13 protein-coding genes are annotated in these 22,373 nt (G+C 65.3%); 5 read left to right on the top strand and 8 right to left on the bottom strand.

Annotation, left to right across the window (positions count from 1 at the left end; genetic code table 11):
• Positions 1 to 42 precede the first annotated feature (42 nt).
• Entirely contained in the window at positions 43 to 3,051 is a 3,009-nt protein-coding gene (locus tag C2U58_RS11970) for a TonB-dependent receptor (RefSeq protein WP_102946059.1), read from the bottom strand.
• 418 nt (positions 3,052 to 3,469) lie between these two features.
• Between C2U58_RS11970 and C2U58_RS11965 the strand changes: the two genes are divergently transcribed.
• Positions 3,470 to 4,741, top strand: a complete 1,272-nt coding sequence (locus C2U58_RS11965) for a sugar MFS transporter (RefSeq protein ID WP_102946058.1) — start codon at positions 3,470 to 3,472, stop codon at positions 4,739 to 4,741.
• A gap of 4 nt (positions 4,742 to 4,745) precedes the next feature.
• Here the strand turns inward: C2U58_RS11965 and C2U58_RS11960 are convergent, their stop codons facing one another.
• Positions 4,746 to 5,753 (bottom strand): LacI family DNA-binding transcriptional regulator, encoded by a 1,008-nt coding sequence (locus C2U58_RS11960; protein ID WP_070209468.1) that lies wholly within the window; start codon positions 5,751 to 5,753, stop codon positions 4,746 to 4,748.
• A gap of 287 nt (positions 5,754 to 6,040) precedes the next feature.
• On the opposite strand from C2U58_RS11960, the gene C2U58_RS11955 reads away from it, so the two are divergent.
• Positions 6,041 to 8,569, top strand: coding sequence for an exo 1,3/1,4-beta-D-glucan glucohydrolase (locus tag C2U58_RS11955; protein ID WP_102946143.1), 2,529 nt, complete (start codon positions 6,041 to 6,043; stop codon positions 8,567 to 8,569).
• 434 nt (positions 8,570 to 9,003) lie between these two features.
• Here C2U58_RS11955 and C2U58_RS11945 read toward each other — a convergent pair whose 3' ends face one another.
• The 6 genes from C2U58_RS11945 to trxA all read right to left on the bottom strand — a co-directional run bounded on the left by C2U58_RS11945 (position 9,004) and on the right by trxA (position 18,386).
• Complete coding sequence (locus C2U58_RS11945; RefSeq protein WP_102946056.1) at positions 9,004 to 9,645, bottom strand: hypothetical protein; 642 nt, start codon at positions 9,643 to 9,645, stop codon at positions 9,004 to 9,006.
• A 42-nt stretch (positions 9,646 to 9,687) separates the two neighbouring features.
• Positions 9,688 to 10,305, bottom strand: coding sequence for a hypothetical protein (locus C2U58_RS19850; RefSeq protein ID WP_146033454.1), 618 nt, complete (start codon positions 10,303 to 10,305; stop codon positions 9,688 to 9,690).
• A 20-nt stretch (positions 10,306 to 10,325) separates the two neighbouring features.
• Positions 10,326 to 12,515 carry an RHS repeat-associated core domain-containing protein gene (locus tag C2U58_RS11935; protein ID WP_102946054.1) on the bottom strand — a complete coding sequence of 730 codons (2,190 nt, stop codon included), beginning with the start codon at positions 12,513 to 12,515 and terminating at the stop codon, positions 10,326 to 10,328.
• Positions 12,515 to 15,730, bottom strand: a complete 3,216-nt coding sequence (locus C2U58_RS11930) for a DUF6531 domain-containing protein (RefSeq protein ID WP_216362399.1) — start codon at positions 15,728 to 15,730, stop codon at positions 12,515 to 12,517. Before C2U58_RS11930 ends, C2U58_RS11935 begins: the two co-directional genes overlap by 1 nt.
• Positions 15,731 to 16,055: 325 nt before the next feature.
• Positions 16,056 to 17,831 carry a transcription termination factor Rho gene (gene rho / locus C2U58_RS11925; protein ID WP_102946053.1) on the bottom strand — a complete coding sequence of 592 codons (1,776 nt, stop codon included), beginning with the start codon at positions 17,829 to 17,831 and terminating at the stop codon, positions 16,056 to 16,058.
• A 225-nt stretch (positions 17,832 to 18,056) separates the two neighbouring features.
• The gene (gene trxA, locus C2U58_RS11920) at positions 18,057 to 18,386 is read right to left on the bottom strand and encodes a thioredoxin (RefSeq protein WP_102946052.1); all 330 of its coding nucleotides are present in this window, start codon (positions 18,384 to 18,386) and stop codon (positions 18,057 to 18,059) included.
• Between the two features lie 561 nt (positions 18,387 to 18,947).
• Between trxA and rhlB the strand changes: the two genes are divergently transcribed.
• The 3 genes from rhlB (at position 18,948) to ftsX (ending at position 22,362) form a co-directional block, all read left to right on the top strand.
• A complete protein-coding gene (gene rhlB, locus C2U58_RS11915) occupies positions 18,948 to 20,648 on the top strand; it encodes an ATP-dependent RNA helicase RhlB (RefSeq protein ID WP_102946051.1) in 1,701 nt (566 codons plus the stop codon).
• A gap of 80 nt (positions 20,649 to 20,728) precedes the next feature.
• Positions 20,729 to 21,415 carry a cell division ATP-binding protein FtsE gene (gene ftsE / locus C2U58_RS11910; RefSeq protein ID WP_102946050.1) on the top strand — a complete coding sequence of 229 codons (687 nt, stop codon included), beginning with the start codon at positions 20,729 to 20,731 and terminating at the stop codon, positions 21,413 to 21,415.
• Positions 21,412 to 22,362 (top strand): permease-like cell division protein FtsX, encoded by a 951-nt coding sequence (gene ftsX, locus C2U58_RS11905; RefSeq protein ID WP_102946049.1) that lies wholly within the window; start codon positions 21,412 to 21,414, stop codon positions 22,360 to 22,362. Before ftsE ends, ftsX begins: the two co-directional genes overlap by 4 nt.
• Positions 22,363 to 22,373 lie beyond the last annotated feature (11 nt).

Here is a 22,373-nt window from a genome sequence, read left to right as displayed (position 1 = left end):
GACGGTCTGGCGAGTGTAGACCCGCCAGACCGCCTTGGGGCCTTAGAACTTGTAGCGGACGCCGAACATGTAGCGCGGGCCGGTCTGGGTGGCGTAGCGCAGCATGTTGGTGTGGCGCGCGTAGGTGCGCATGGTCTCGTCGGTGAGGTTGATCGCCTCCACGCTCAGCGACAGCTGGTCGTTGACCGCATAGCTGATGTTGAGGTCGAGCTGGCCATAGTCGTCGGTGTAGTTCGGGTTCGGACCCTGGCCGCCGATGCCGTTGAGGAACTTGTCGCGCCAGTTGTACGCCGCACGGATCTGCCAGCTGTTCTTGTCATAGAACGCCACCAGGTTGGCCGAGTCGCTCAGCCCCACCATCGGGTACTGGTCGCCCAGGCTCAGGTTGTCGAAGGTCAGCCCCGACTTCACCTTGGTGTAGTTGGCGGCCAGGCCGAAGCCGGACTGCCCGAACAGGTGCTGCACCGCGATTTCCCAGCCATCGAGATGGTCCGAACGCTGGTTGGCCGGCAGGGTGATGTCGAACCCGGCGATCGGGTCGCCGGGCTGGCCGACGATGGTGCCGGTGAGCTGGCCGGCCGAGTTGGTGCCGGTGGCGGTCACGCCGGGCTGGCCGTTGAAGTTGGTGAAGATGTAATCGCGGATGCAGGGCATGTCGGACACGCCGCAGCCCGCCGCCAGCGCCGCATTCCAGTACGCGCCACCGACCGGCGTGTGCAGGTCGCCGGTGTTCTCGCGGACGATGGTGTTGCTGATGAAGTTCTTGATGTTCTTGCGGAAGAAGCCGACCGAGGCGTAGCTGGACTCGCCGTAGTACCACTCCAGCGACAGGTCGAAGTTGTCCGACAGCAGCGGTTCCAGCGCCGGGTTGCCGCGCGACCCGCTACCGCCCTGGGTACGCACGATATCGGCCAGCGACTGCCCGCTCTGGATCTGGTCCCACCCCGCGCGGCCCAGGCTGCGGCTGTAGCTGCCGCGCAGTGCCAGGCTGTCGCTGATGTCCAGCTTCAGGTCCAGGTTCGGCAGCACGTAGTCGTACTTGCCGCTGTCGCTGATGAAGCCGCTCTCGCTGGCATAGTCGATGTTCAGCTCGTTGGCCGAACTCCAGCTGATCCCGTTGGGCACGCGCACCATCGCGGTGGAGTCCACGTCGGTCTGCTCATAGCGCACGCCGACCGCTACGTTCAGCGGCATCGACCAGTCGAAGGTGGTGCGGTACTGCAGGAACGCGCTCTTGGACTTCTCGTTGGTGCGGATGTCCTGCGAGTACTCGGTCGGGGCGACGTAGCAGGTCGGGCAGGCCGGGTCGGAGGCGGTACCGACCTGGGCGGCGCGGTTGATCAGGCGGTCGAAGTCGAACACCAGGAACTGGCCGGTAAGGCGCGGATCGCTGTGGCCGGAGAACGCATCGAAGTACTTCGCCATGTCATCGGCGTACCAGATGCTGTCATCGTAGTCGGCCGGCGTGCCCAGGCCACCCCAGGTATTGCGCTGCATGATCGCCGAGGCCGAGCGGTTCTTCACGTCGGTATAGCCGACGCCGAAGTCCAGCGCGGAGTAGTCGGCGAACCTGAAGGTACCGCGGCCCTGGTACTGCTCTACCTCGGACTTGTTGTAGCTGTTCTGGAATACCGAGCCGGTGACCAGCGCATCGGCGGCCTGCACGCCACCCGGCGGCAGCGCGATGTTGATGATGGGCAGGTCGCCGCTGTAGTCCACGGTGGTCTTGCCGCGCACGAACGCGGCCACGCCGAGCACGCCGGCCGAACCGTACGGGCTGTCCGGCTGCGACTCGCCGGTGGAGTTGTGGGCGTCGAAGTTCAGGGTCAACGCATCGTTGACTTCCCACTCCACGTTGAAGCCCAGCGAGTCCAGCGTGTTCTTGGTGGCCAGCTGCGCGCCACCCATCGACACGTCCGAATTGACCATGTCTTCGCTGTAGATGATCGGCGCGGCGACCGGGCCGTTGGTCCAGATGCTGTCGCCCGGGCCGTAGTTGAACCACACCGACAGTTCGCTGCGCTGCTGCTGCACCTTGTTTTCCACATAGGTGTAGTCCAGCGTGGTGGTCACGTTGTCGACCGGCTTCCACTGCAGGGTGGCCTGGCCGTTGGTGCGCTGGCGCTGCACGCCGTTTACGTTGTACGCGGTGTTCTGCGGGCGCCCGTACACATCGTTCGGACCCGGACGGTTCTGGATGCGGTCGGCATAGCCCTGGCCCGGCTGCGGCAGCACGCGCCAGTCGGTGGTGTTGTCGCCTTCGAACGTGGCCCAGCCTTCGGCCACGGTGGCCTGGTTGAAGCCGGAGTCGCGCTCCTGGTAGCTGCCGCTCAGCATCACGCCGAAACGACCATCGGCATAGGTGTCGCTGAAGATGCCCGACAGCTCGCCGGTGAAGTCCGAGCCCTTCAGGGTGCGCGGCAGGTTGTCGTTGGAGGTGTCGTTGACCGCCTTCACGCCCACGCTGACCACCGGCGCCGCTTCGAGCGGACGCAGGGTCTTGACGTTGATGGTGGCGCCGATGCCGCCAGTCGGGTTGTCGGCACGGGTGGTCTTGAACACTTCCACCGCCGAGATCGACTCGGAGGCGATGTTGGCGAAGTCGAACGAGCGCGAGCCGGACAGGCCGCCACCGCCGTTGCCGAGATTGGAGGCCGGCATCTGGCGGCCGTTGAGCAGCACCAGGTTGAAGTCGGGGCCGATGCCGCGCACGGTGACCTTGGAGCCTTCGCCGCTGGAGGTGCGGTCGATCGACACGCCGCTGATGCGCTGCAGCGATTCGGCCAGGTTGGTGTCCGGGAACTTGCCGATGTCTTCGGCCACGATGCCGTCGACCACGCCCTGGCTGTCGCGCTTGAGGTTCATGGACGAGGTGAGGCTGCCGCGGATACCGGTGACCTGCACCGTATCGAGCGTGGCGGGGTCGAGCCCCTGCGAGGACGACGCAGCGCCATCCCGGCTGGTGTCCTGGGCCCATGCCGGCCCGGCCAGCACGGCGAGCAGCGCGGAAGTGAGCATTGCCTTGCGGGGTACAGCCTTGTACGTCTTCATTGCGCTCCCTCCCCAGGGAAATCGGTAATGGCAGTCCTACGGTGTCTGGCACGAATCAACAACGATGTGGGCGGATTGGGCCCACGCCTGACAGCGTTGTCAACAAACTGCCATGCAACCTCCTGTTGCATTACCCGCTGCCGACGCACCCGAATACGCAAAGTGCCTGTGCGTAAAGCCGGAAAACGCTGCTGTGCGGGCCTCTCCGGTGGTTTTTGGCGGGACGTGATGCGCCCGAGCCCGTCCCATGCGGTCGTTGTGCAGTGCAGAAAGGAACTGCGCAAACCGTGATCGCGTGCTCGCTGACAGCGCTGTCGCGCAATCTGGCCGATTGTCTGACAGCGCTGGACAATCTCGTTCCGAGCAGGTTCCATGTCTGGCCGCCGCATGGCTGGCATTTCCTTCAGAAGGACACGCAATGGACACTTCCACCGCGGTTCGCGGGCACCACGTACAGAGCACGCGCACGGCCCTGGCCGTGGTCACGGCCATCTTCTTCATGTGGGGCTTCATCACCTGCCTCAACGACATCCTGATTCCGCACCTGAAGGCCGCGTTCTCGCTGACCTGGGTGCAGGCGATGCTGATCCAGTTCACCTTCTTCGGCGCGTACTTCCTGATGTCGTTGCCAGCGGGACGGCTGGTGGCGGCCGTAGGCTACAAGCGCGGCATCGTGGCCGGCCTGGCCATTGCGGGTGTCGGCGCGCTGCTGTTCTGGCCGGCCGCTGCGCTGCACGTGTATGGACTGTTCCTGGGCGCGCTGTTCGTGCTGGCCACCGGCATCACCGTGTTGCAGGTGGCGGCCAATCCGTACGTAGCGCTGCTGGGCCCGGAACAGACCAGCTCCAGCCGGTTGACCCTGGCGCAGTCGATGAACGCACTCGGCACCACCATCGCGCCGCTGTTCGGTGGCCTGCTGATCCTGGCCGCCGAACCGCGCAGTGCCGATCAGCTGGCACTGCTGCCGCAGGCCGAAGCGCTGGCCTACCGCGCCGCTGAAGCACAGTCGGTGCAGCTGCCGTACTTCGGGCTCGCCGTTGCGCTGTTCGTGCTGGCCGCAGCGATCTGGATGTTCCGCCTGCCCAGCATCGCCGGCGTGGAAGATACCCGGCACCCAGGAACGCTGGGTGACGCGCTGCGCCACAAGCACCTGGCGTTCGGTGTACTGGCAATCTTCTTCTACGTGGGCGCGGAAGTGTCCATCGGCAGCGTGCTGGTCAACTTCCTGTCCATGCCCGGCATCGGCGAGGGGCTGACCGAGCAGCAGGCCACGCACTACGTGTCGCTGTACTGGGGTGGTGCGCTGGTGGGCCGGCTGGTGGGTACGTTCCTGCTGGCGAAGTTCGATCCGCGCCGCCTGTTGGGGATCTTTGCGCTGATCGTCATGGGCCTGCTGGCGGTGACCATGCTCGGCACCGGCAACCTGGCCAAGTGGAGCGTGGTCAGCGTCGGCCTGTTCAACTCGATCATGTTTCCGACCATTTTCGCGCTCGCCATCGGCGGGCTGGGTCCGCTGACCGGGCAGGGCTCCAGCCTGCTCGTCATGGCGATCGTCGGCGGCGCGGTGATTCCGCTCGCGGTGGGCTGGCTGGCCGACCAGTACGGCCTGCAGGCGTCGTTCCTGCTGCCGCTGCTGTGTTACCTGTTCATCGTGTTCTACGCCTGGCGCGGTTCGCGCCGGGTCGGCTGAGCGATCAGCGGCGGCGCGGTGCGTGGGTGGACTCACGCACCAGCACCGCATGGTCCACGGTGACCATGCTGCCGGCGCCGGACGAGCGGATCCGTTCGATCAGCTGTTCGGTGGCGATCCGCCCCATGGTGTCGGTGGGCTGGCGCACCGTGGTCAACGCCGGGTAGATGTGGCCGGCAATCGGCGTGTCGTCGAAGCCGCACACCGAAAGATCGCGCGGCACGCGCAACCCGCGCTGCCCGGCCACGCGGAACACGGCGGCCGCCATGTCATCGTTGGCCGCGAAGATCGCGGTGGGCGGTTCGGGCAGGTCGAGCAGCGCATTGGCAGCTTCGATGCCGGACTCGAACGAGAACTGGCCGTTCACCACCAGGCTCGGGTCGTACTCGATTCCCGCATCGCGGAGCGCCTGGCGGTACCCGGCCAGGCGCCATTGGCACGCGCCGTGCGCGCGCGGGCCCTTGATGTGCCCGATGCGCCGGTGGCCCTGCTTGACCAGGTGCCCGATCAGTTCCACCACCGCCGTGGTCTCGTCCATGCGCACGCCGATGATGCCCTCGGGGTGGCGCGGCGCGATGCTGGCAAACGGAATCTCGTTTTCTTCCAGGTAGGCCAGCACCACGGCATCGTCGGTCAGCGGCGGAATCAGCACCACGCCGTCGGGCCGCGAATTCTCGAACAGCGCCGACAGGTCCGGCAGGGTACGCCGACCGATGCCCACCGGCCCCAGGATCAGGTTGTAGTGGTGCGCGTGGCAGGCTTCCAGCATGCCGTTCTGGATTTCCATGAGGTAATTGCGCGAGGGATTGTTGTACACCAGCGCCAGCGCATACGAACGCTGCCCGGCCAGGCTGCGCGCGGAAAGGTTGGGCTTGTAGCCCAGCCGCGTCACCGCCGCGAGCACGCGCTCGCGCGTTTCCTCGCGCACGTTGGGCTCATGGTTGAGCACGCGCGAGACGGTCTTGATCGAAACGCCCGCAACCGCCGCGACATCTTCGATACGACTACGCATGGTGCGATGGTTCCTCTGCAAGTGCCGGTCGGCCGCAGCGGATGGTGCCACGACGCGGGGCATTCGTGCACGGTCATCCGATTCCATGCGGCGATGCAACAGCAATGGCCCGTGGACAGCACCGCCGGACAGCGCCAGCCCAGCAGTGGCGGTGAAAGCAGGACATCGGCGTGCGCCAACGGTTGACAGCGCCACGCCCGGCTTATATGACAGCGCTGTCAGCGGATGCGCCCAAGCGGCCGCGATCCGCCCCCTTGCCGATGATTTTCCTTTGGAGGTAGATGTCCGTGAGCAGCGCCCGGAAGACCGTTCTTGCCCTCTGTGTACTGACGGCTTTGGCCGCGCAGGCCCCCGTCGTCTCCGCCGCCGAGCGCCTGCAGGACTGGCCCCGGGTGACCAGCGCCGTCGCTGCGGACCCAGCCATCGAAGCCCGCGTGCGCACCATCGTCGGCGAGATGACGCTGGCGCAGAAGGTCGGGCAGATGACCCAGCCCGAGATCAAGCAGATCACCCCGGAGCAGGTGCGCACGTACTACATCGGCTCGGTGCTCAACGGTGGCGGTTCGTGGCCGGGCATGGACAAGCACGCCAGCGTGGCCGACTGGGTCAAGCTGGCCGATGCCTATCATGCGGCGTCGCTGTCCACCGACGCGCAAACCCCGGTGCCGGTCATCTGGGGCACCGACGCCGTGCACGGCCACAGCAACGTGTACGGCGCCACCCTGTTCCCGCACAACATCGGCCTGGGCGCGACCCGCGATGCAGCGCTGATCGAACGCATCGGCGCCGCCACCGGCACCGCCACCCGTGCCACCGGCATCGGCTGGGTGTTCGCGCCGACCCTGGCGGTCGCACATGACCCGCGCTGGGGCCGTACCTACGAAAGCTTCTCTTCCGATCCCGCGGTGGTGCGTGAGTTCGCCACGGCGTACGTCAAGGGCGCGCAGGGCCGCTTCAACGCCGACGGCAACGTGGTGGCCACCGCCAAGCATTACATCGGCGACGGCGCCACCGACAACGGCCGCGACCAGGGCGAGTCCACGGTCGACAAGGCGACCATGATCAACGTGCACGGCCAAGGCTACTTCGGTGCGCTGGGCGAGGGCGTACAGACCGTGATGGCCTCGTTCAACAGCTGGAACGACCGCGCCGGCGGCGTGGACTACGGCAAGATGCACGGCAGCCAGGCGCTGCTCACCGGCGCGCTGAAGGACAAGATGGGCTTCGATGGCTTCGTGGTGTCCGACTGGAACGGCATCGCACAGGTGCCCGGGTGCCGCAACGACAGCTGTGCGCAGGCGATCAATGCCGGCATCGATATGGTGATGGTGCCCGACGACTGGAAGGCGTTCATCGCCAACACCATGGCCCAGGTAGAGAGCGGTGAGATTCCCATGGCCCGTATCGACGATGCGGTGACCCGCATCCTGCGGGTCAAGCTGCGTGCCGGCCTGTTCGACCACAAGCCCTCGGACAGCCGGTTCGCCGGCGACAGCGCAGCCGTGCAGCACCGCGCGCTGGCGCGCGAAGCGGTGCGCGAATCGCTGGTGCTGCTGAAGAACCAGGACAAGGTGCTGCCGCTCAAGCGCAACGCACGGGTGCTGGTGGTCGGTGAAAGCGCCGACAACCTCTCCAACCAGGCCGGTGGCTGGTCGCTGACCTGGCAGGGCACCGAGAACACCAATGCCGACTTCCCCAACGCCGACTCGGTGCTGGGCGCGCTGCGCGCAGAACTGGGCGCAGCGCAGGTCACGTTCAATGCCGATGCGGAAGACATCGACGCCACGCAGTTCGACGTGGTGGTGGCGGTGATCGGCGAAACGCCGTACGCCGAAACCAACGGCGACATCCTCGCCTCGGACACGGTCAGCCACAGCCGTGCGCAGCCCAAGGACCTGGCTGTGCTGAAGGCGGCGGCCGCCGCCGGCAAGCCGGTGGTCACCGTGTACTTCTCCGGCCGTCCGATGTACACCAACGACCTGCTCAATCTCTCGCAGGCGTTCGTCGCCGCGTGGCTGCCGGGTTCCGAAGGCAAGGGCGTTACCGACGTGCTGGTGGCCGGCAAGGACGGCAAGGCGGCGCATGACTTCACCGGCCGGCTGAGCTTCCCGTGGCCGGGTGTGCCATGCCCGGCGCCGATCGACCGCCCGGACCCGAAGCGCCCGCCGCTGTTCAAGCTTGGCTACGGCCTGAGCTACGCGCAGCCGGCGCAGGTCGCGCGCCTGCCGGAGGCCAACCCGGACCATTGCGGCGAAGTGACCACCCTGCCGATCTTCAACCGCCTGGACGCCGCACCGTTCTCGCTGCACATCGCGGCCAACGGCGCCACCCAGCCGCTCGGCAACGACCTCAACGCCAGCCTGCGCTGGCCGAAGGAGAAGCCGGTGGCCGACGTGCGTACCGTCCAGATCAACACCCAGCAGGACGCGCGCGAAGTGACCTGGCTTGCCCCGGCGCAGCTGATCGCACGCAGCACCTCGCGGCGCAACCTGAGCGCGCTGGCGCGCAGCAACGGCGCCCTGCAGTTCGACGTGATGGTGCAGCACCCGCCGGCGTCGGCGGTAAAGGTGACCATGCAGTGCGGTACCGGCTGCGAAGGCGGCGTGGACATCGCCTCGACCCTGGCCTCGCTGCAACCGGGCCAGAAACGCACCGTGACCATCCCGCTGGCCTGCTTCGCCAGCAAGGGCGTAGACCTGGGCGCGGTGGAAGCGCCGTTCGTGGTCACCGCCGACAAGCCGTTTGCAGCGGCATTCACCCAGGTGCGCGTTGCAGCGAAGGCCGACAAGGCGGAAGGCGTAGTGGCCTGCAGGTAAGACCGTAGCGCCGGGCTCTGCCCGGCCGCTTTGGCATTCTGCGGAGCCGGGCAGAGCCCGGCTCTACCGACGGTTTGTGTCGTGTTCACCGCAAAAATGGGAGTTGTTGCAGAGGATGCTTTTCGCGTGATCGGTAGCGTGTGGCCTACACAGGCGCGGGGAGACCGATGTGACGCTGATGCATGTGCTGGGTGGGCTGTCGCTGCTCATCCTGGTCGCCGTATCTACGATGATCAGGGTGGGGATCGGGTTCGAGCATGGGGATGGGGACGGGGATGTGTTGGCCGGGCGGGAGGAGACCCCAGTCGAGCAAGTGGAGCCAGCAGCGGGCGCTCCGCTGGACCCGGTGGCAGCGCCGGGTTCACTTCACTTTGGCCCACTGCTGGATCGCATGCGACCCTGAGTCTCATCTGCCGCCAGCGATAGGAATGTCCTCAGTACTTCAAGGTGTGAGACACGCGACCCTTCTCGTCGTAGTAGTGCCACACCCCTGATTGCGTCCCATTGGCGTACTGCCCGCGGAAGCGCAGGTAGCTTCCCTCGATGGCGAGGGACGTGCCGTGCCTGATGTAGCACCCTACCGAACTCCCGCCCTCCCACGGTCGTAGCATCTTGACAGCAGGTGGCGTGCACTCGATGGGTTCTCTTTCGAGTACTTCGAACTGATTGTCGAGTCCTTGGCGGAGGAACGCCTCGCTATCCGTGCCCTCCACATACAAGTTGGAATGCTTGTTCTCCATATTGCTCTGGTCGTAGTTGGACTCTTTCAACAGTCCCCCATCAGAAGCTAACCAACGCCACGTACCGGTCCGCTGTCCGTTCAAGTACTGGCCTCTCAAGTAGACGTGACCGTCCCTGGATGCGGAGACGCGTCCGACCTGAATGTAGCAGCCGGATGAAACCCCGTTGAATCCCCAATCCTTCACAATCTCAATGGACGGAGGCTCACAGGCAACATCCTGGGCGGCAAGTACTTCCATGTCACGGGAGTTGTCTGGGAAGAACGACATTCCGCAGCCGGTCAGGCTGGTGGAGATTCCCAAAAAAAACATGGCGTTGTAAGGCAGGATTTTCATCTTCGTCGTTCAATGGTTGGGGATGTGGCACAGTCGGATAGATCAGTGCGCGATCGTTCTGTGCACCCTTCCATCCTCTTCATACACGGTCCAGATGCCTGCTTCCCTTCCATCCACATACTTCGCCTGGATGTGGAGATAGCTGCCCTCCACGTAATAGAACGTTCCATGCTTGACGTAGCATCCTATGGAGTTTCCGTTGCTCCATGGGCGCAACATCTTCACTGCCGGAGTGGGACAGCTGATCTCCTCCTGGTGCAGGATCTCGACATAGTCACCACGGCCGGGCCGTTGATACATGTTGGTGGCGCTGATGTAAGGGCCATCGCTCGAGCCTTCCTCTGGCACATCGGACGGGCGGTACTCAACTTCGTTCATGACATTCCCGTCAGGCGTGAACCATCGCCACTTTCCGGTTCTTCTTCCGCCCGCGTAGTGCCCCCTGAGTTGAATGTATCCGTCCTTGGCTACGGAAAAATCACCGATCTGGATATAACAACCAGTCGAAACTCCGTTCATCCCCCAGCCCTTCACTATCTCAACAGACGGTGGTTCGCAGTGCTGCTTCTGCTCCGCAAGAACGTCCGCATCCCGGGAGCTGTCGGGAAAGGGTGACACTCTGCACCCTGCGAGGATGGCTGAGACGAAAACAATGCTCATTGCTTTGATCGATGGTGTGTTCATCGCAGACCCGGAACCTTTGAGTGGATCAGCCGTTCGTTCCTTTCACTGATTGCTTGTGCCTCTTCGGGTGTGATGATCCTCGCGTTCCAAAGGACCTGGGTGGTGAACGTCCTGCATTGGTTGTCGTACGTCCAGCGGCCAAGGTCCCTGTCCTCAGAAAGTTGCGCGTTCACTAACTCTTCGTCCACGCCATCAACCTTCCTGCAGCTCAACGTCCTGTCTACGTTCCGCGTGCTGTGGTCAACTACCGTCACTGGGTCTCCGTACCTATCACCCTTCTGATTTCCCGCATCCGCTCCCGCTTTTGCGGTGCCCATCCCAGCTTCGCGCGACGACGTTTTGATCCACTGATGATCGACAGGTATTCGTCCACCGAAGGCAGGCTGTCCACACAGCATCACATCCAATCCCAACGGGTCGGTCCACGTGACTGGATTGCCCAGCGCATAGGCATAGGTGTTCAATCCACCCGCCAGACCAATGGGGTCGCTCTGGATGTACCGGCCGGTCGCTGCATCGTAGTCGCGGAACCCGTTGTACCAGAGACCGGTTTCCTCATCGTGGTATTGACCCGGGAAGCCAAGGTTGAGCCCACCTATGTCATCCTGGGTCACACTGCGGCCATAGGCGTAGTTGTAAGCTTTCCAGACGGTCTGCTGGGTCGCATTGGTGACAAAGTCCGGGCGTCCAAGATGGTCGTTGTGGATGTAGTTGAGGCGGCCGTCGCGGAACAGGCCGACCAGCTCGCCGTCGAACCATAGATAGTCGCTCCACCGGCCGTTGCTCTGCTCGGCAAGAAGCTGGTTCTGTCCGGTGTAGAAGTATCGGGTGATGTCTTCGTTCGACTTTGCTACGCGCTGCCCCTGCGAGTTCACCAGATAGTCCGTCGTCCTCCCATTGACGTTGCTCTGCTCCATTCGGTTGAAGCCGTTGTAACTGTAGGTCTGCGTGTGCCCCTGGCTGACGTCACTGATGCGATTGCCGAGTGCGTCGTACTGGTACCGCGTTGTGCGCTCGGGGTGCAGGTGTTCCTGCGTCCGGTTCGACAACGAGTCGATGGTGTAGCGACTCAGCTGCGCACCGGCCTGGTGGCTGGTGTAGTTGCCGCCCGCATCGTAGGTCAGCCGGTTGTCGACGTTGTAGCGTAGAACGCGATTGAGTCGGCCCAGACCATCGTAGCCCAGGGTTTGGCTGAGGGCGGGATCGACAGCATCGGCGATGCCGGCTATCTCATTGTCCGGGCTGTAAAGATAGTCCCAGTAGCTGAGTGCGCCGCCGTCGGGGCGGCGGACCGACATGGCGGTGACACGCCCACTCAGGTCGTGGTTGTAGCCCCGCCACAGGCCATTGCCGTAGGTCATCGCGCGCCGGCTGCCCAGTGCCGATCGAAGCGTGTGCTTCACCACGCTGTGGATGGTGCCGTCGCTGGTGAGTGTCAGCGTATCGGGGTATCCATCGGCGGAGTAGCCATAGTTTGCCGTGGCTCCACTGGGATAGTCGATCCGCGCGAGACGACCAGTCCCGTCATAACCGTAGCGGGTGCTTCCCTCCGACACGCCGTCGGCGGCCTGGATGGCATCGCGCCGCTCCAGGAGCCTTCCATCGCCCGTGTAGGCGAAGGCGCTGATCAGGCCGGGCGAAGTGGCTGTGCACAGCCGGCCCTTGCCGCCTGGACAGGCATCGTATGAGAACGTCTGTACCTGTCCTTCTGCACTGGCCTGGACCAGCCTCCCAGCGCCGTCGTAGGTGTAGAGTACTTCGCTGCCGTCGTTGCGGATCGTGGCGATGCGCAGTCCGGCGGCATCATACGCGTGGTCGGTGGCGCCGGTGTCCGGACTCTGCTGCGACCATAGCAGTCCCAGGCCATCGTAACGGTAGCGCGTAGCCAGCCCTCGCGGATCGGTGACCTGGGTAATGCGATTGCCCAGGTCGTAGGCGAAGTGGCTGGTGCCGCCGTGGGCATCGATCTGGGTGGTCATTCGCCCGAGGGCGTCATACTGCATCCGGGTAGTACGGTTCTGCGCGTCGGTCACCTGGGTGACCCGATTCTCCATGTCGTACTCGTAGCGCACGTGCTGGCCGCTGGAACCACGCTGGGCGATCAACCGGCTCATCTCATCGTACTCGTAGTGAACGGTGGCCACCACATTGCTCAGGCCCAAGAGGGCAATCATCGCGGTCGACATCAGGGAGCTCCTTCCTGGGGCACATCCCACGGGACAGTGCAGGCGGGGTTGCCGGGGCGGCAGATGGGTCGACGGTTCTCGACCTCTACGGCGGTGTTCCCGCGTGGTCCCCAGGCGACGCCCCCGCGCGAAAGTGTGGACATGTACATGATGCGGGTGACGCCACTGCCGGGATGGGTTGGCGAAACTGGCCAGCGAATGACGACGTCCTGCCCAGGGTGGACGGAGTGCGGAAGCAGCTGATGATCGGTGAATGCATGTCTTCCCCACGCCAGGTATGTGTCGCCGTGCCAGACGACGTTGCCGGTGTTGCGCAGGTGTGCTGTGAGTACGGATTGTTCGCCGTTGTAGATCAACGAAGGCGAAGGCGCGAAACTGATGAAGTCGGCGGTGCGAACAATGGCGGGAGCGCTGTAGGTGCCCGCATTGCCAATGACGAGGTTGGCGCCGCCTGCAGGCGAGATGGCGTGCACGTGGATGCCCTGGTTGGCATGGTTAGTGCGGATGTGGTCGTTCAGGTGAACCCGGAATCGGTAAGCAGTCCCTTGCGCCTGGCAAGCGTTGGCGATGTCCGGCCCCGTCGCGTGGTCGGCCCGGCCCGATGCCACGCCTGTGCCGCTGCCGGCAGGACCGCCCATGTAGATGTGTACGTCTATTGGTGAGTTGACGCCGATCGAGCACGCCCAGCCCTCGACAAAGTAGTTCCACTCTCCGTCCCGGGTGACACCCAGAACGTCTCCGGTAACCGGCGCGGTGGGAACGGCGTGTGCACTTGAGCCGTCGAGCATCACGTTGTGGGACACGCCCTGTGGGGAAACTCCCTGCACTACGATCCGTTGACCACCGAACTGCTGGCGCTGTGCAACGGTGATGGGAAGCGCGAACCGGTGCGCGCTACCGCCAGACTGGCATGCGTGGCCCACCGCCTGTTCGCTGGCCAGGTTGGCCGTTCCAGTGGCTAGAGCTTGTCCCGACTCGACGTTGGCCTGCACCGTGATGGACTTGCTGCTGCCAGTGGTGCATGCCCAGCCGACCACGGACCATTGCCATGCCGCATCGTGCGTTACCCCTTCCACGCGGCCGGTCACCGATGTGCCGAACGGGTAGTCGGTCTGTGTAACCTGGCTGCGCGTAAGGTTGGAGGCGGCGTCGTGGCTGTAGCGGGTCCAGCGGTAGGTGCCGTCCTTCAGCGGCACGGTCTCGCTCACGCGACGGAGGGCGGCATCATAGCCGTAGTGCACAACGTTGCCGTCCGGGCCTGTGACGCTGGAGACCATGCCCGGGCCGTTGTAGGTGATGGCGGTGGTCGCCGACAGGCTGCCGTCCCGTTGGCGGCGTGACACCACTCGCCCGCGGGTGTCGTAGGTCAGTTCCAGTACGTCTCCGTTGGAGCCGGTGATGGTGCCGGGCTGGCCACGCCCGTTGTGGCCAGCGTAGGCCGTGGAGTGCCCAAGTCCATCGGTAACGCTGACCAGGTCCCCTTGGGGATTGAAGGACAGGGTTACGCTGTCCTGCGGCAGCGGACCATCCACCGTGGCTGTGGCAGTGATGTTGTTGGAGTGGTAGCTGTAGGCGATGGTCGTTCGCATCTCGCTTGCACCTGCGGTGGCGGCGCCGGAGAGATCGCGTACGATCTCCGAGCTGACCCTGCCACGGGGGTCGTAGCCGTAGACAATCTCCCGCTCGCCTTCGATCCGTTCGGTGAGCAGGCGATTGTGCGTGCTGTCCCAGGTATACGTGGTGACGCGTTGCTCCGGTGTACCCGCAGCTTCCGCCATGCGGATCCGCTGGCCCTCTGCGTTGTAGTCGAAGTCGGTCAGGCTGTTTGCAAAGTCATGAACCAGATCGGGATTGCCATTCGCGTCATAGGTCTGCTCCTTGTAGCTTCCGGCGCAGAGCGGAGAAGCGGTTCCCTGCACGCTGAGCTTTCGGCCGTCCTCGAAGCGATGGGTGGTGCTGCGACCCAGTGGATTGGTAACCGTGACGCTCATCTTGACCGGCCGCTGGACGGTGGCGTTGCGCAAGGCCACTTCCCCGCCGGGAAGCGACCAGGGCACGTAACAGATGCGACCGTCCGGCCCGTGCTCGCACCACCCCGGTGCCTCCCCCTGCAATGCGCCACCCGGCCGGGCGGGAGCGGGCGGGCGTCGCACGGGCTGGCTTGACTCGACGTTGTAACGGAACTCATGACGCTCCACGCCGCCATGATGCTCGGTAAGCACCGTGCGGCGATTCGCGTCGTATGCAAAGGTGGAGTAGCGCGTGCCGTTGATCGACTTGCCGGTCAGGCCACCCGGATGGCGCGGATCTTCGTAGTGATAGGTCAGTACGGTGTCGGGCTGTCCAGGCAGGGTAGTGCTGGCCAGCCGCGACTGCCCCGAACCGAATACATTGCCCGTGTAGGTGTACCGATAGATGGCCCCGGCGGGGTCGGTTACCTGGCTCAGCTGACCGTTTGTCCAGGTGAAGCGGACGCTGCGCCCCGACGAATGAGTGACCTGTTGCAGGTACTTGTCGCTGTAAGTGAAATCCCAGGCAACACCCTGCTCGTTCATCAGCCGGGTAACGTACCCGTCAGCGTTGAAGGTCTCGCTTCCGCCGCCTTCATTGTGCACTGTGTAGGAGCTGTCGCTGTCACGAAGCAGGTAGGCGACAGGGCCGGGCTTGTCTTCATTCCAGCGATCAGTGCCGCCAACACGCAGGAACTTGATCCGGCGTCCGTCGGGATACTGCACCCAGGCGATGGCGCCGGCAGCGGAGAATGCCAGCGAGTAATCGAAGTTGCTGATCCAGTGCCCACCAAATATGCCCGTAGCGCTCCAGTGATGGTTGTAGGTTCGCTGAAGGAACAAGCCCATCTCGCCGTGGCTGGCGAAGTCCAGTTCGCTCTCAGTCTTGTTGCCTGTGTAGAGCACCACCGGATTTCCTGCGCTCTCGTCATCCGGGCAGCCGCTGCGGTCGTCGCTCTCCTGTTCCCTGCTGGTCTGGGTGCGACGGAACACGCGTTCCGATTCGGCAGGCATGCCTGGGCTGAGCGACACCATCGGGCGGGTTATCGGGATGGACACGTACGGCGGTCTCACGAACATGGTTTCGAAGTTCGTGATGTCGTCGTTTCCAGAGCGGCCGCCGGAAAAGCTGCCAGCTCTACTGTTGGCCAGGTATCGGACGGCAAAGGACTTTTTGCGCCACTCCTTGGCTTCGACTTCAGGCATGGTCAACACAAGGGGCAATAGAACTGTCGCCAACGCGAACCCGATACCGCAGGTACTGCCCCGATTCGAACATCCCATGCGTTTGACTCCCTGGAAGTTTTCGCTCTGGCGGCTGCGATCAAGCGCGCAGCAACTCTGCACATCCTTGTGCACGTTCGCGCTCGGAAGCTTTCAAGAATCGCGCATCTGGCAAATATGGGAGTTTGTTCAAGGAGTGGCGTATTTCGGGCCTGTATCGTTTGGACCGTGGGGGGAATTCGCCCGGTGCAAAGACAAAAAAAGCCCCGCCGAAGCGGGGCCCTTTCTGTTTCGACAGCCGCGCCGATCAGCGCTTCATCGAACCGAAGAACTCGTCGTTGGACTTGGTGTTCTTCATCTTGTCCAGCAGGAACTCCATCGCAGCGATTTCGTCCATCGGGTGCAGCAGCTTGCGCAGGATCCAGATCTTCTGCAGCAGCTCCGGTTCGATCAGCAGGTCTTCGCGGCGGGTGCCGGAACGGTTGATGTCGATGGCCGGGTAGACGCGCTTTTCAGTGATGCGACGGTTCAGGTGCACTTCGCTGTTGCCGGTGCCCTTGAACTCTTCGTAGATCACTTCGTCCATCTTGCTGCCGGTGTCGACCAGCGCAGTGGCGATGATGGTCAGGCTGCCGCCTTCCTCCACGTTGCGCGCGGCACCGAAGAAGCGCTTCGGGCGGTGCAGGGCGTTGGCGTCCACGCCGCCGGTGAGCACCTTGCCGGAGCTGGGCACCACGTTGTTGTAGGCACGGGCCAGGCGGGTGATCGAGTCGAGCAGGATCACCACGTCCTTCTTGTGTTCCACCAGGCGCTTGGCACGCTCGATCACCATTTCGGCAACCTGCACGTGACGGGCGGCCGGCTCGTCGAAGGTGGAGCTGATGACTTCGCCGCGCACGGTGCGCTGCATTTCGGTCACTTCTTCCGGGCGCTCGTCGATGAGCAGCACGATCATGTGCACTTCCGGATGGTTGGTGGTGATCGCCGTCGCCACCTGCTGCATCATCATCGTCTTGCCGGCCTTCGGCGGAGAGACGATCAGCGCACGCTGGCCCTTGCCCTGCGGCGCCATCAGGTCGAGGATGCGGCCGGTGATGTCTTCGGACGAGCCGTTGCCGCGTTCCAGGGTGAAGCGCTTGCGCGGGAACAGGGGGGTGAGGTTCTCGAACAGCACCTTGTTCTTGGACGCTTCCAGCGGCTCACCGTTGATGGTGTCCACGATCGAGAGCGCGAAGTAGCGCTCGCCGTCCTTCGGGAAACGGATGCGGCCGGACAGGTGGTCGCCGGTGCGCAGGTTGAAGCGACGGATCTGGCTGGGCGAGATGTAGGTGTCGTCCGGGCCGGCCAGGTAGCTGGCTTCGGCCGCGCGGAGGAAGCCGAAACCGTCCGGCAGGATTTCCAGCACGCCGTCGGCGGCAACGCCGTCGCCATGGCGGGTGAGCACCTTGAGCAGGGCGAAGATGACGTCCTGCTTGCGGGCACGGGCCACGCCCTCGGAAATCTGCAGCTGGTCGGCAATGTCCAGCAGCTTCTGCGCCGGCATGCGCTTGAGGTCGCTCAGCGAGTAGACCGGGAAGCCTTCGGGCACGTTGGCCTGCTGGGTACGCACGAACGGCTGCTGCTCGCCATTGTCCTGCGGCATGCCGTCGTCGCGGTAGCCACCGCCGCCGCCGCGATTGCGGTCGCGGTCACGGCGATTGCGGAAGCGGTCGCGGCGGTTGCCCTGGCCCTGGCCCTGGTTCTGGCCGCCCTGGTTCTGGCCCTGCTGGTACGGGTTCTGCCCGCCCTGCTGGTTGTTGTTGCTGTTGTTGTTGCGCTGGCCGCCGTCGCCGGCGTCCTGGCCACCGCCCTGCGGGGCCGGGGCATCGCCGCTGGACGCGGCCGGTGCCGGAGGCGCCTGCACAGGTGCCGGAGCAGCCGGCGCCGGCGCGGCGGGCGCGGCAGCCAGGGGCAGGGCGTTCTGGGCGGGGGTGGACCCGGTGTCGGCGCTGGGAGCAGCGGCCTTGGCGACGCGCGGCTTGCGCACGCGCTTCTCGGCGGGCGCGTCGGCGCTCCCGGGTTCGGAAGTAGTGATATCGGACAAGTGCTGAATTCCTCGCTGGAAGGTGCGAGCGCCCGGCAGGGCGGCGAACGTTGGGAAGGGATTCTGGAAAGAAACGTCGTCCAGAAGATGCGGCACGCGAATGCGGCCGGATGTGCCGACACTAACACCGGCTCGCGGCGGCGCGCAAGCCGGGTGGGGCAGGGTCATTCATGCGGGCGTGGGGCCCGCGGGGGGCAGCCGGTCGTGGCCGGCTGCCGGGGTGGATCAGGCCAGGGCCCGGTCGATCAGGCCCGCCAGCTGGGCCTTGCCCACTGCGCCGATCTGCTCACCGACCTTCTCGCCGTCCTTGAACACCACCAGGTACGGGATCGAACGGACGTGGTACTTGGCGGCCAGGGCGCGGCTCTGGTCGACGTTGACCTTCACGATCTTGGCGCGGCCATCGTAGGCGTCGGCCAGTTCGTCCAGGGCCGGGGCGATCATCTTGCAGGGACCACACCATTCGGCCCAGAAATCGACCAGGACCGGTTCCTTGGAACTCAATACGGTGCTATCGAAGTCGGCGTCGCCGACGTGTACAACCTTGTCGCTCATCTTGGTCTCTCGTTTTGGAGTGCACCTGGACGTGGCCATTCAAGGCCTCATCCGCTCTGCTGCCTCGTTCCCCCTGGGGTCGCCGGCGGTGCGCCCGATGGATGCCTGGACGCTCACGGCCGGCAGTGTACCCCTATCGTCGCGGGGTGGCAGGTGCCGGTTGGAAAGATTTGTCCTGTGACAGTCGTCGCGCTTTGCCGGGGGTGGCTCTAGCTATGTGGGGGGTGGGTTTGGCGGTTCCAGCCTGGTGGAGGCCGGCGTTCAACTGGGGGTTGGGGGAATGAAGAGGCCGGCTTCGGGGGATTTCCGTGGGACACGCGTGGCGTGTCGCTACGCGGGATGGACGCCCGACGACAGGTTTGAGTTCGTCGCAATGGGGTGTGCGACGGGGTGGGCCGGTATCCGGGCGGGTTTGCGCTAAACTGGGTCATTGTGCGGTGCCCCGGGACCCGGTTGGGTCCGGCCTCCGCCTTCCCCGGCGCAGGGCCCGCAGTGGCGACGGTGCCCCCCAAGATTGCAAGCCACCCGCTCTTCGTCGGCTGGCCTTACCAAGACGGACTCATGAGCGACAAACCGCTGACCGATTTGACTTTCTCCTCCTTCGAGCTGCATCCGGCCCTGCAGGCGGGCCTTGAAGGCGCTGGTTTCACCCGCTGCACCCCGATCCAGGCGCTGACCCTTCCGGTGGCATTGCCCGGTGGCGACGTGGCCGGCCAGGCACAGACCGGCACCGGCAAGACGCTGGCGTTCCTGGTTGCGGTAGTGAACCGCCTGCTGACCCGCCCGGCGCTGGCCGACCGCAAGCCGGAAGATCCGCGCGCGCTGATCCTGGCGCCGACCCGTGAACTGGCCATCCAGATCCACAAGGACGCGGTGAAGTTCGGTTCGGAGCTGGGCCTGCGCTTCGCGCTGGTCTACGGCGGCGTGGATTACGACAAGCAGCGCGAACTGCTGCAGCAGGGCGTGGACGTCATCATCGCCACCCCGGGCCGCCTGATCGATTACGTCAAGCAGCACAAGGTGGTGTCGCTGCACGCCTGCGAAATCTGCGTGCTCGACGAAGCCGACCGCATGTTCGACCTGGGCTTCATCAAGGACATCCGCTTCCTGCTGCGCCGCATGCCCGAGCGCACCACGCGCCAGACCCTGCTGTTCAGCGCCACGCTCAGCCACCGCGTGCTGGAGCTGGCCTATGAGCACATGAACGAGCCGCAGAAGCTGGTGGTGGAAAGCGAGTCGATCACCGCCGCACGGGTGCGCCAGCGCATCTACTTCCCGGCCGACGAAGAGAAGATCCCGCTGCTGCTGGGCCTGCTGTCGCGCAGCGAAGGCGCGCGCACCATGGTGTTCGTCAACACCAAGGTGTTCGTCGAGCGCGTGGCGCGTTCGCTGGAGAAGGCCGGCTACCGCGTCGGCGTGCTGTCCGGCGACGTGCCACAGAAGAAGCGCGAGAGCCTGCTCAACCGCTTCCAGAAGGGCCAGCTGGAAATCCTGGTGGCCACCGACGTGGCCGCGCGCGGCCTGCACATCGACGGCATCAAGTACGTCTACAACTACGACCTGCCGTTCGACGCCGAAGACTACGTGCACCGCATCGGCCGTACCGCCCGCCTGGGCGAGGAAGGCGATGCGATCAGCTTCGCGTGCGAGCGCTACGCGATGGGCCTGCCGGACATCGAGGCCTACATCGAGCAGAAGATCCCGGTCGAAGCGGTCACCAGCGAACTGCTGACCGCGCTGCCGCGCCCCGAGCGCGCGCCGCTGCCGGAAGGCGAAGCCGACGACAACGAGAGCGTGGGCCAGATCTTCCGCGAGGCGCGCGAAGCGCGTGCCGCCGAAGAACAGCGCCGTGGCGGTGGCAGCAGCCGCGGTGGCAAGCCCTCCGGTGGTCGTGGCGAACGCCGCGGCCCGGGCGAGCGCAGCAGCGATGGCAAACCGCGTCGCGAGCGCAAGCCGCGCGTGGAAGGCGAGCAGCCGGCTACCGAAGGCGCGCCGAAGCCGCAGCAGCCGGCGCAGGCCGGTGCCCCCTCCGCCGCCAACAGCCCGGCAGTGGAAGGCGAGCGCGCACCGCGCAAGCGCCGTCGTCGTCGCCACGGCCGTCCGGTCGAAGGCGCAACCGCCGAAGGCGGCGCTGGCCAGCCGGTGACGCCGGTGCAGGTCACCGCCAGGTCGATGCGCAACCCGGCGCCGGCTGCGGACCCGGGCGCTTCGTTCCTGACCCGCATCGGCCGCAAGATCCGCCGCATGCTCTCGGGCAGCTGACCGATCAACGGTGGTGCCCAACGGTTGGACGGGCGCCACCGCATCCCCACGCCGTCGCTTCGCTCCTGCATAATCGGGGAATGAGCGTCCTGCGTTTTGACAATGTCAGCAAACACTATGCGGGCGGCCACCAGGCACTGGTGGACGTCAGCTTCGAAGTTGCGCCCGGCGAAATGCTGTTCGTTACCGGGCACTCCGGTGCCGGCAAGAGCACGCTGCTCAAGTTGATCCATCTCGACGAGCGGCCCAGCCGTGGCGCGGTGGTGTTCGACGAACGCAACCTGCTCAAGGTGCGCGGCGGCGACATCCCGCACCACCGCCGTGCGGTCGGCGCGGTCTACCAGGACCATCGCCTGTTGATGGACCGCAGCATCGCCGAGAACGTCGCACTGCCGCTGATCCTGCGCGGTACCCGGCGCGCCGACATCGGCAAGCGGGTGCGCTCGGTGCTCGAACGCATGGGCCTGGGCCACCGCGAAAAGGCGTTGCCTTCGCAGCTCTCGGCCGGTGAGCAGCAGCGCGTCGGCATCGCCCGTGCAATCGTCGGCGAACCCAAGCTGCTGGTTGCCGACGAACCCACCGGCAATCTCGACCCGACCCTGGCTGCGGAAATCATGGCGCTGTTTGCCGAACTGCCCGCGCGCGGCACCAGCGTGCTGGTGGTCAGCCACGACCTGGCGCTGCTGCGCGCCATGCGCAAGCGCGTGCTGATCCTGGACCACGGCAAACTGATCGACGACATCTCGCCGCAGGACCTGGCCGAATGAGTACCGCCACCAACAAGGAAGCCGCCGCGCCGTCGCGGCTGGGCGTGTGGCTGCACCACCACGGCCACAGCGTGGTGTTCAGCCTGGGCCGCGCCTGGCGCAAGCCGTGGGCGACCCTGCTGACCATCATGGTGATGGCCCTCGCGCTGGCCCTGCCGCTGGGCCTGTCGATCGCGCTGGACAACCTCAAGCATTTTGCCGGCAGCGTGCAGCAGTCGCGCGACATCAACCTGTTCCTGAAAACCGACGTGGACGCCGCCGCCGCGAAGCAGGTGGCCGACACCCTGCGCGGCCGTGCCGACGTGGCCGGCGTGACCCTGCGTTCGCCGGACGAAGGCTTGGCCGAACTGCGCGACAGCGCGGGCCTGGGCGAGGCGATCGATGCACTGCACGACAACCCGCTGCCGTCGCTGCTGATCATCACCCCGGCCAACGGCACCGACGATGCGCGCCTGGCGCAATCGCTGGAGAGCCTGCCGCAGGCCGACCTGGTGCAGCACGACGCGCTGTGGCGCAAGCGCCTGGACGCCTGGCTGGGCTTCGGCACGCGCCTGGTGCAGGTGCTGTCGGTGCTGCTGGGCCTCGGTGCGGCGCTGGTGGTCGGCAACACGGTCCGCCTGGACATCCAGGCACGCCGCGATGAGATCGGCGTGCTGCAGCTGCTGGGCGCCAGCGACGGCTTCATCCGCCGCCCGTTCCTGTACCTGGGCGCGTGGTATGGCCTGGGCGCCGGCGCGCTGGCGCTGGCACTGGTCGGCGGAGCCGGCCTGGCCCTGCGCCCGCCGCTGGCCGCGTTGTCGCAAAGTTATGCCAGCCCGTTCGTGCTGCACGGGCTGGACCTGCTGCATTCCTCGCTCGTGCTGGTCGGCACCGTCGTGCTGGGCTGGCTGGGCGCGTGGCTGGTGACGGGACACTTCCTGCGCCAGACCCGTCCGACCGAAACCTGAAGGCCCATCCT

This window comes from Stenotrophomonas sp. VV52 (assembly GCF_002893095.1).
Taxonomy (GTDB): Bacteria; Pseudomonadota; Gammaproteobacteria; order Xanthomonadales; family Xanthomonadaceae; genus Stenotrophomonas; species Stenotrophomonas aracearum.
The sequence above is the reverse complement of the archived record's forward strand: the minus strand, read 5'-3'. Positions and strand labels throughout refer to the sequence as shown.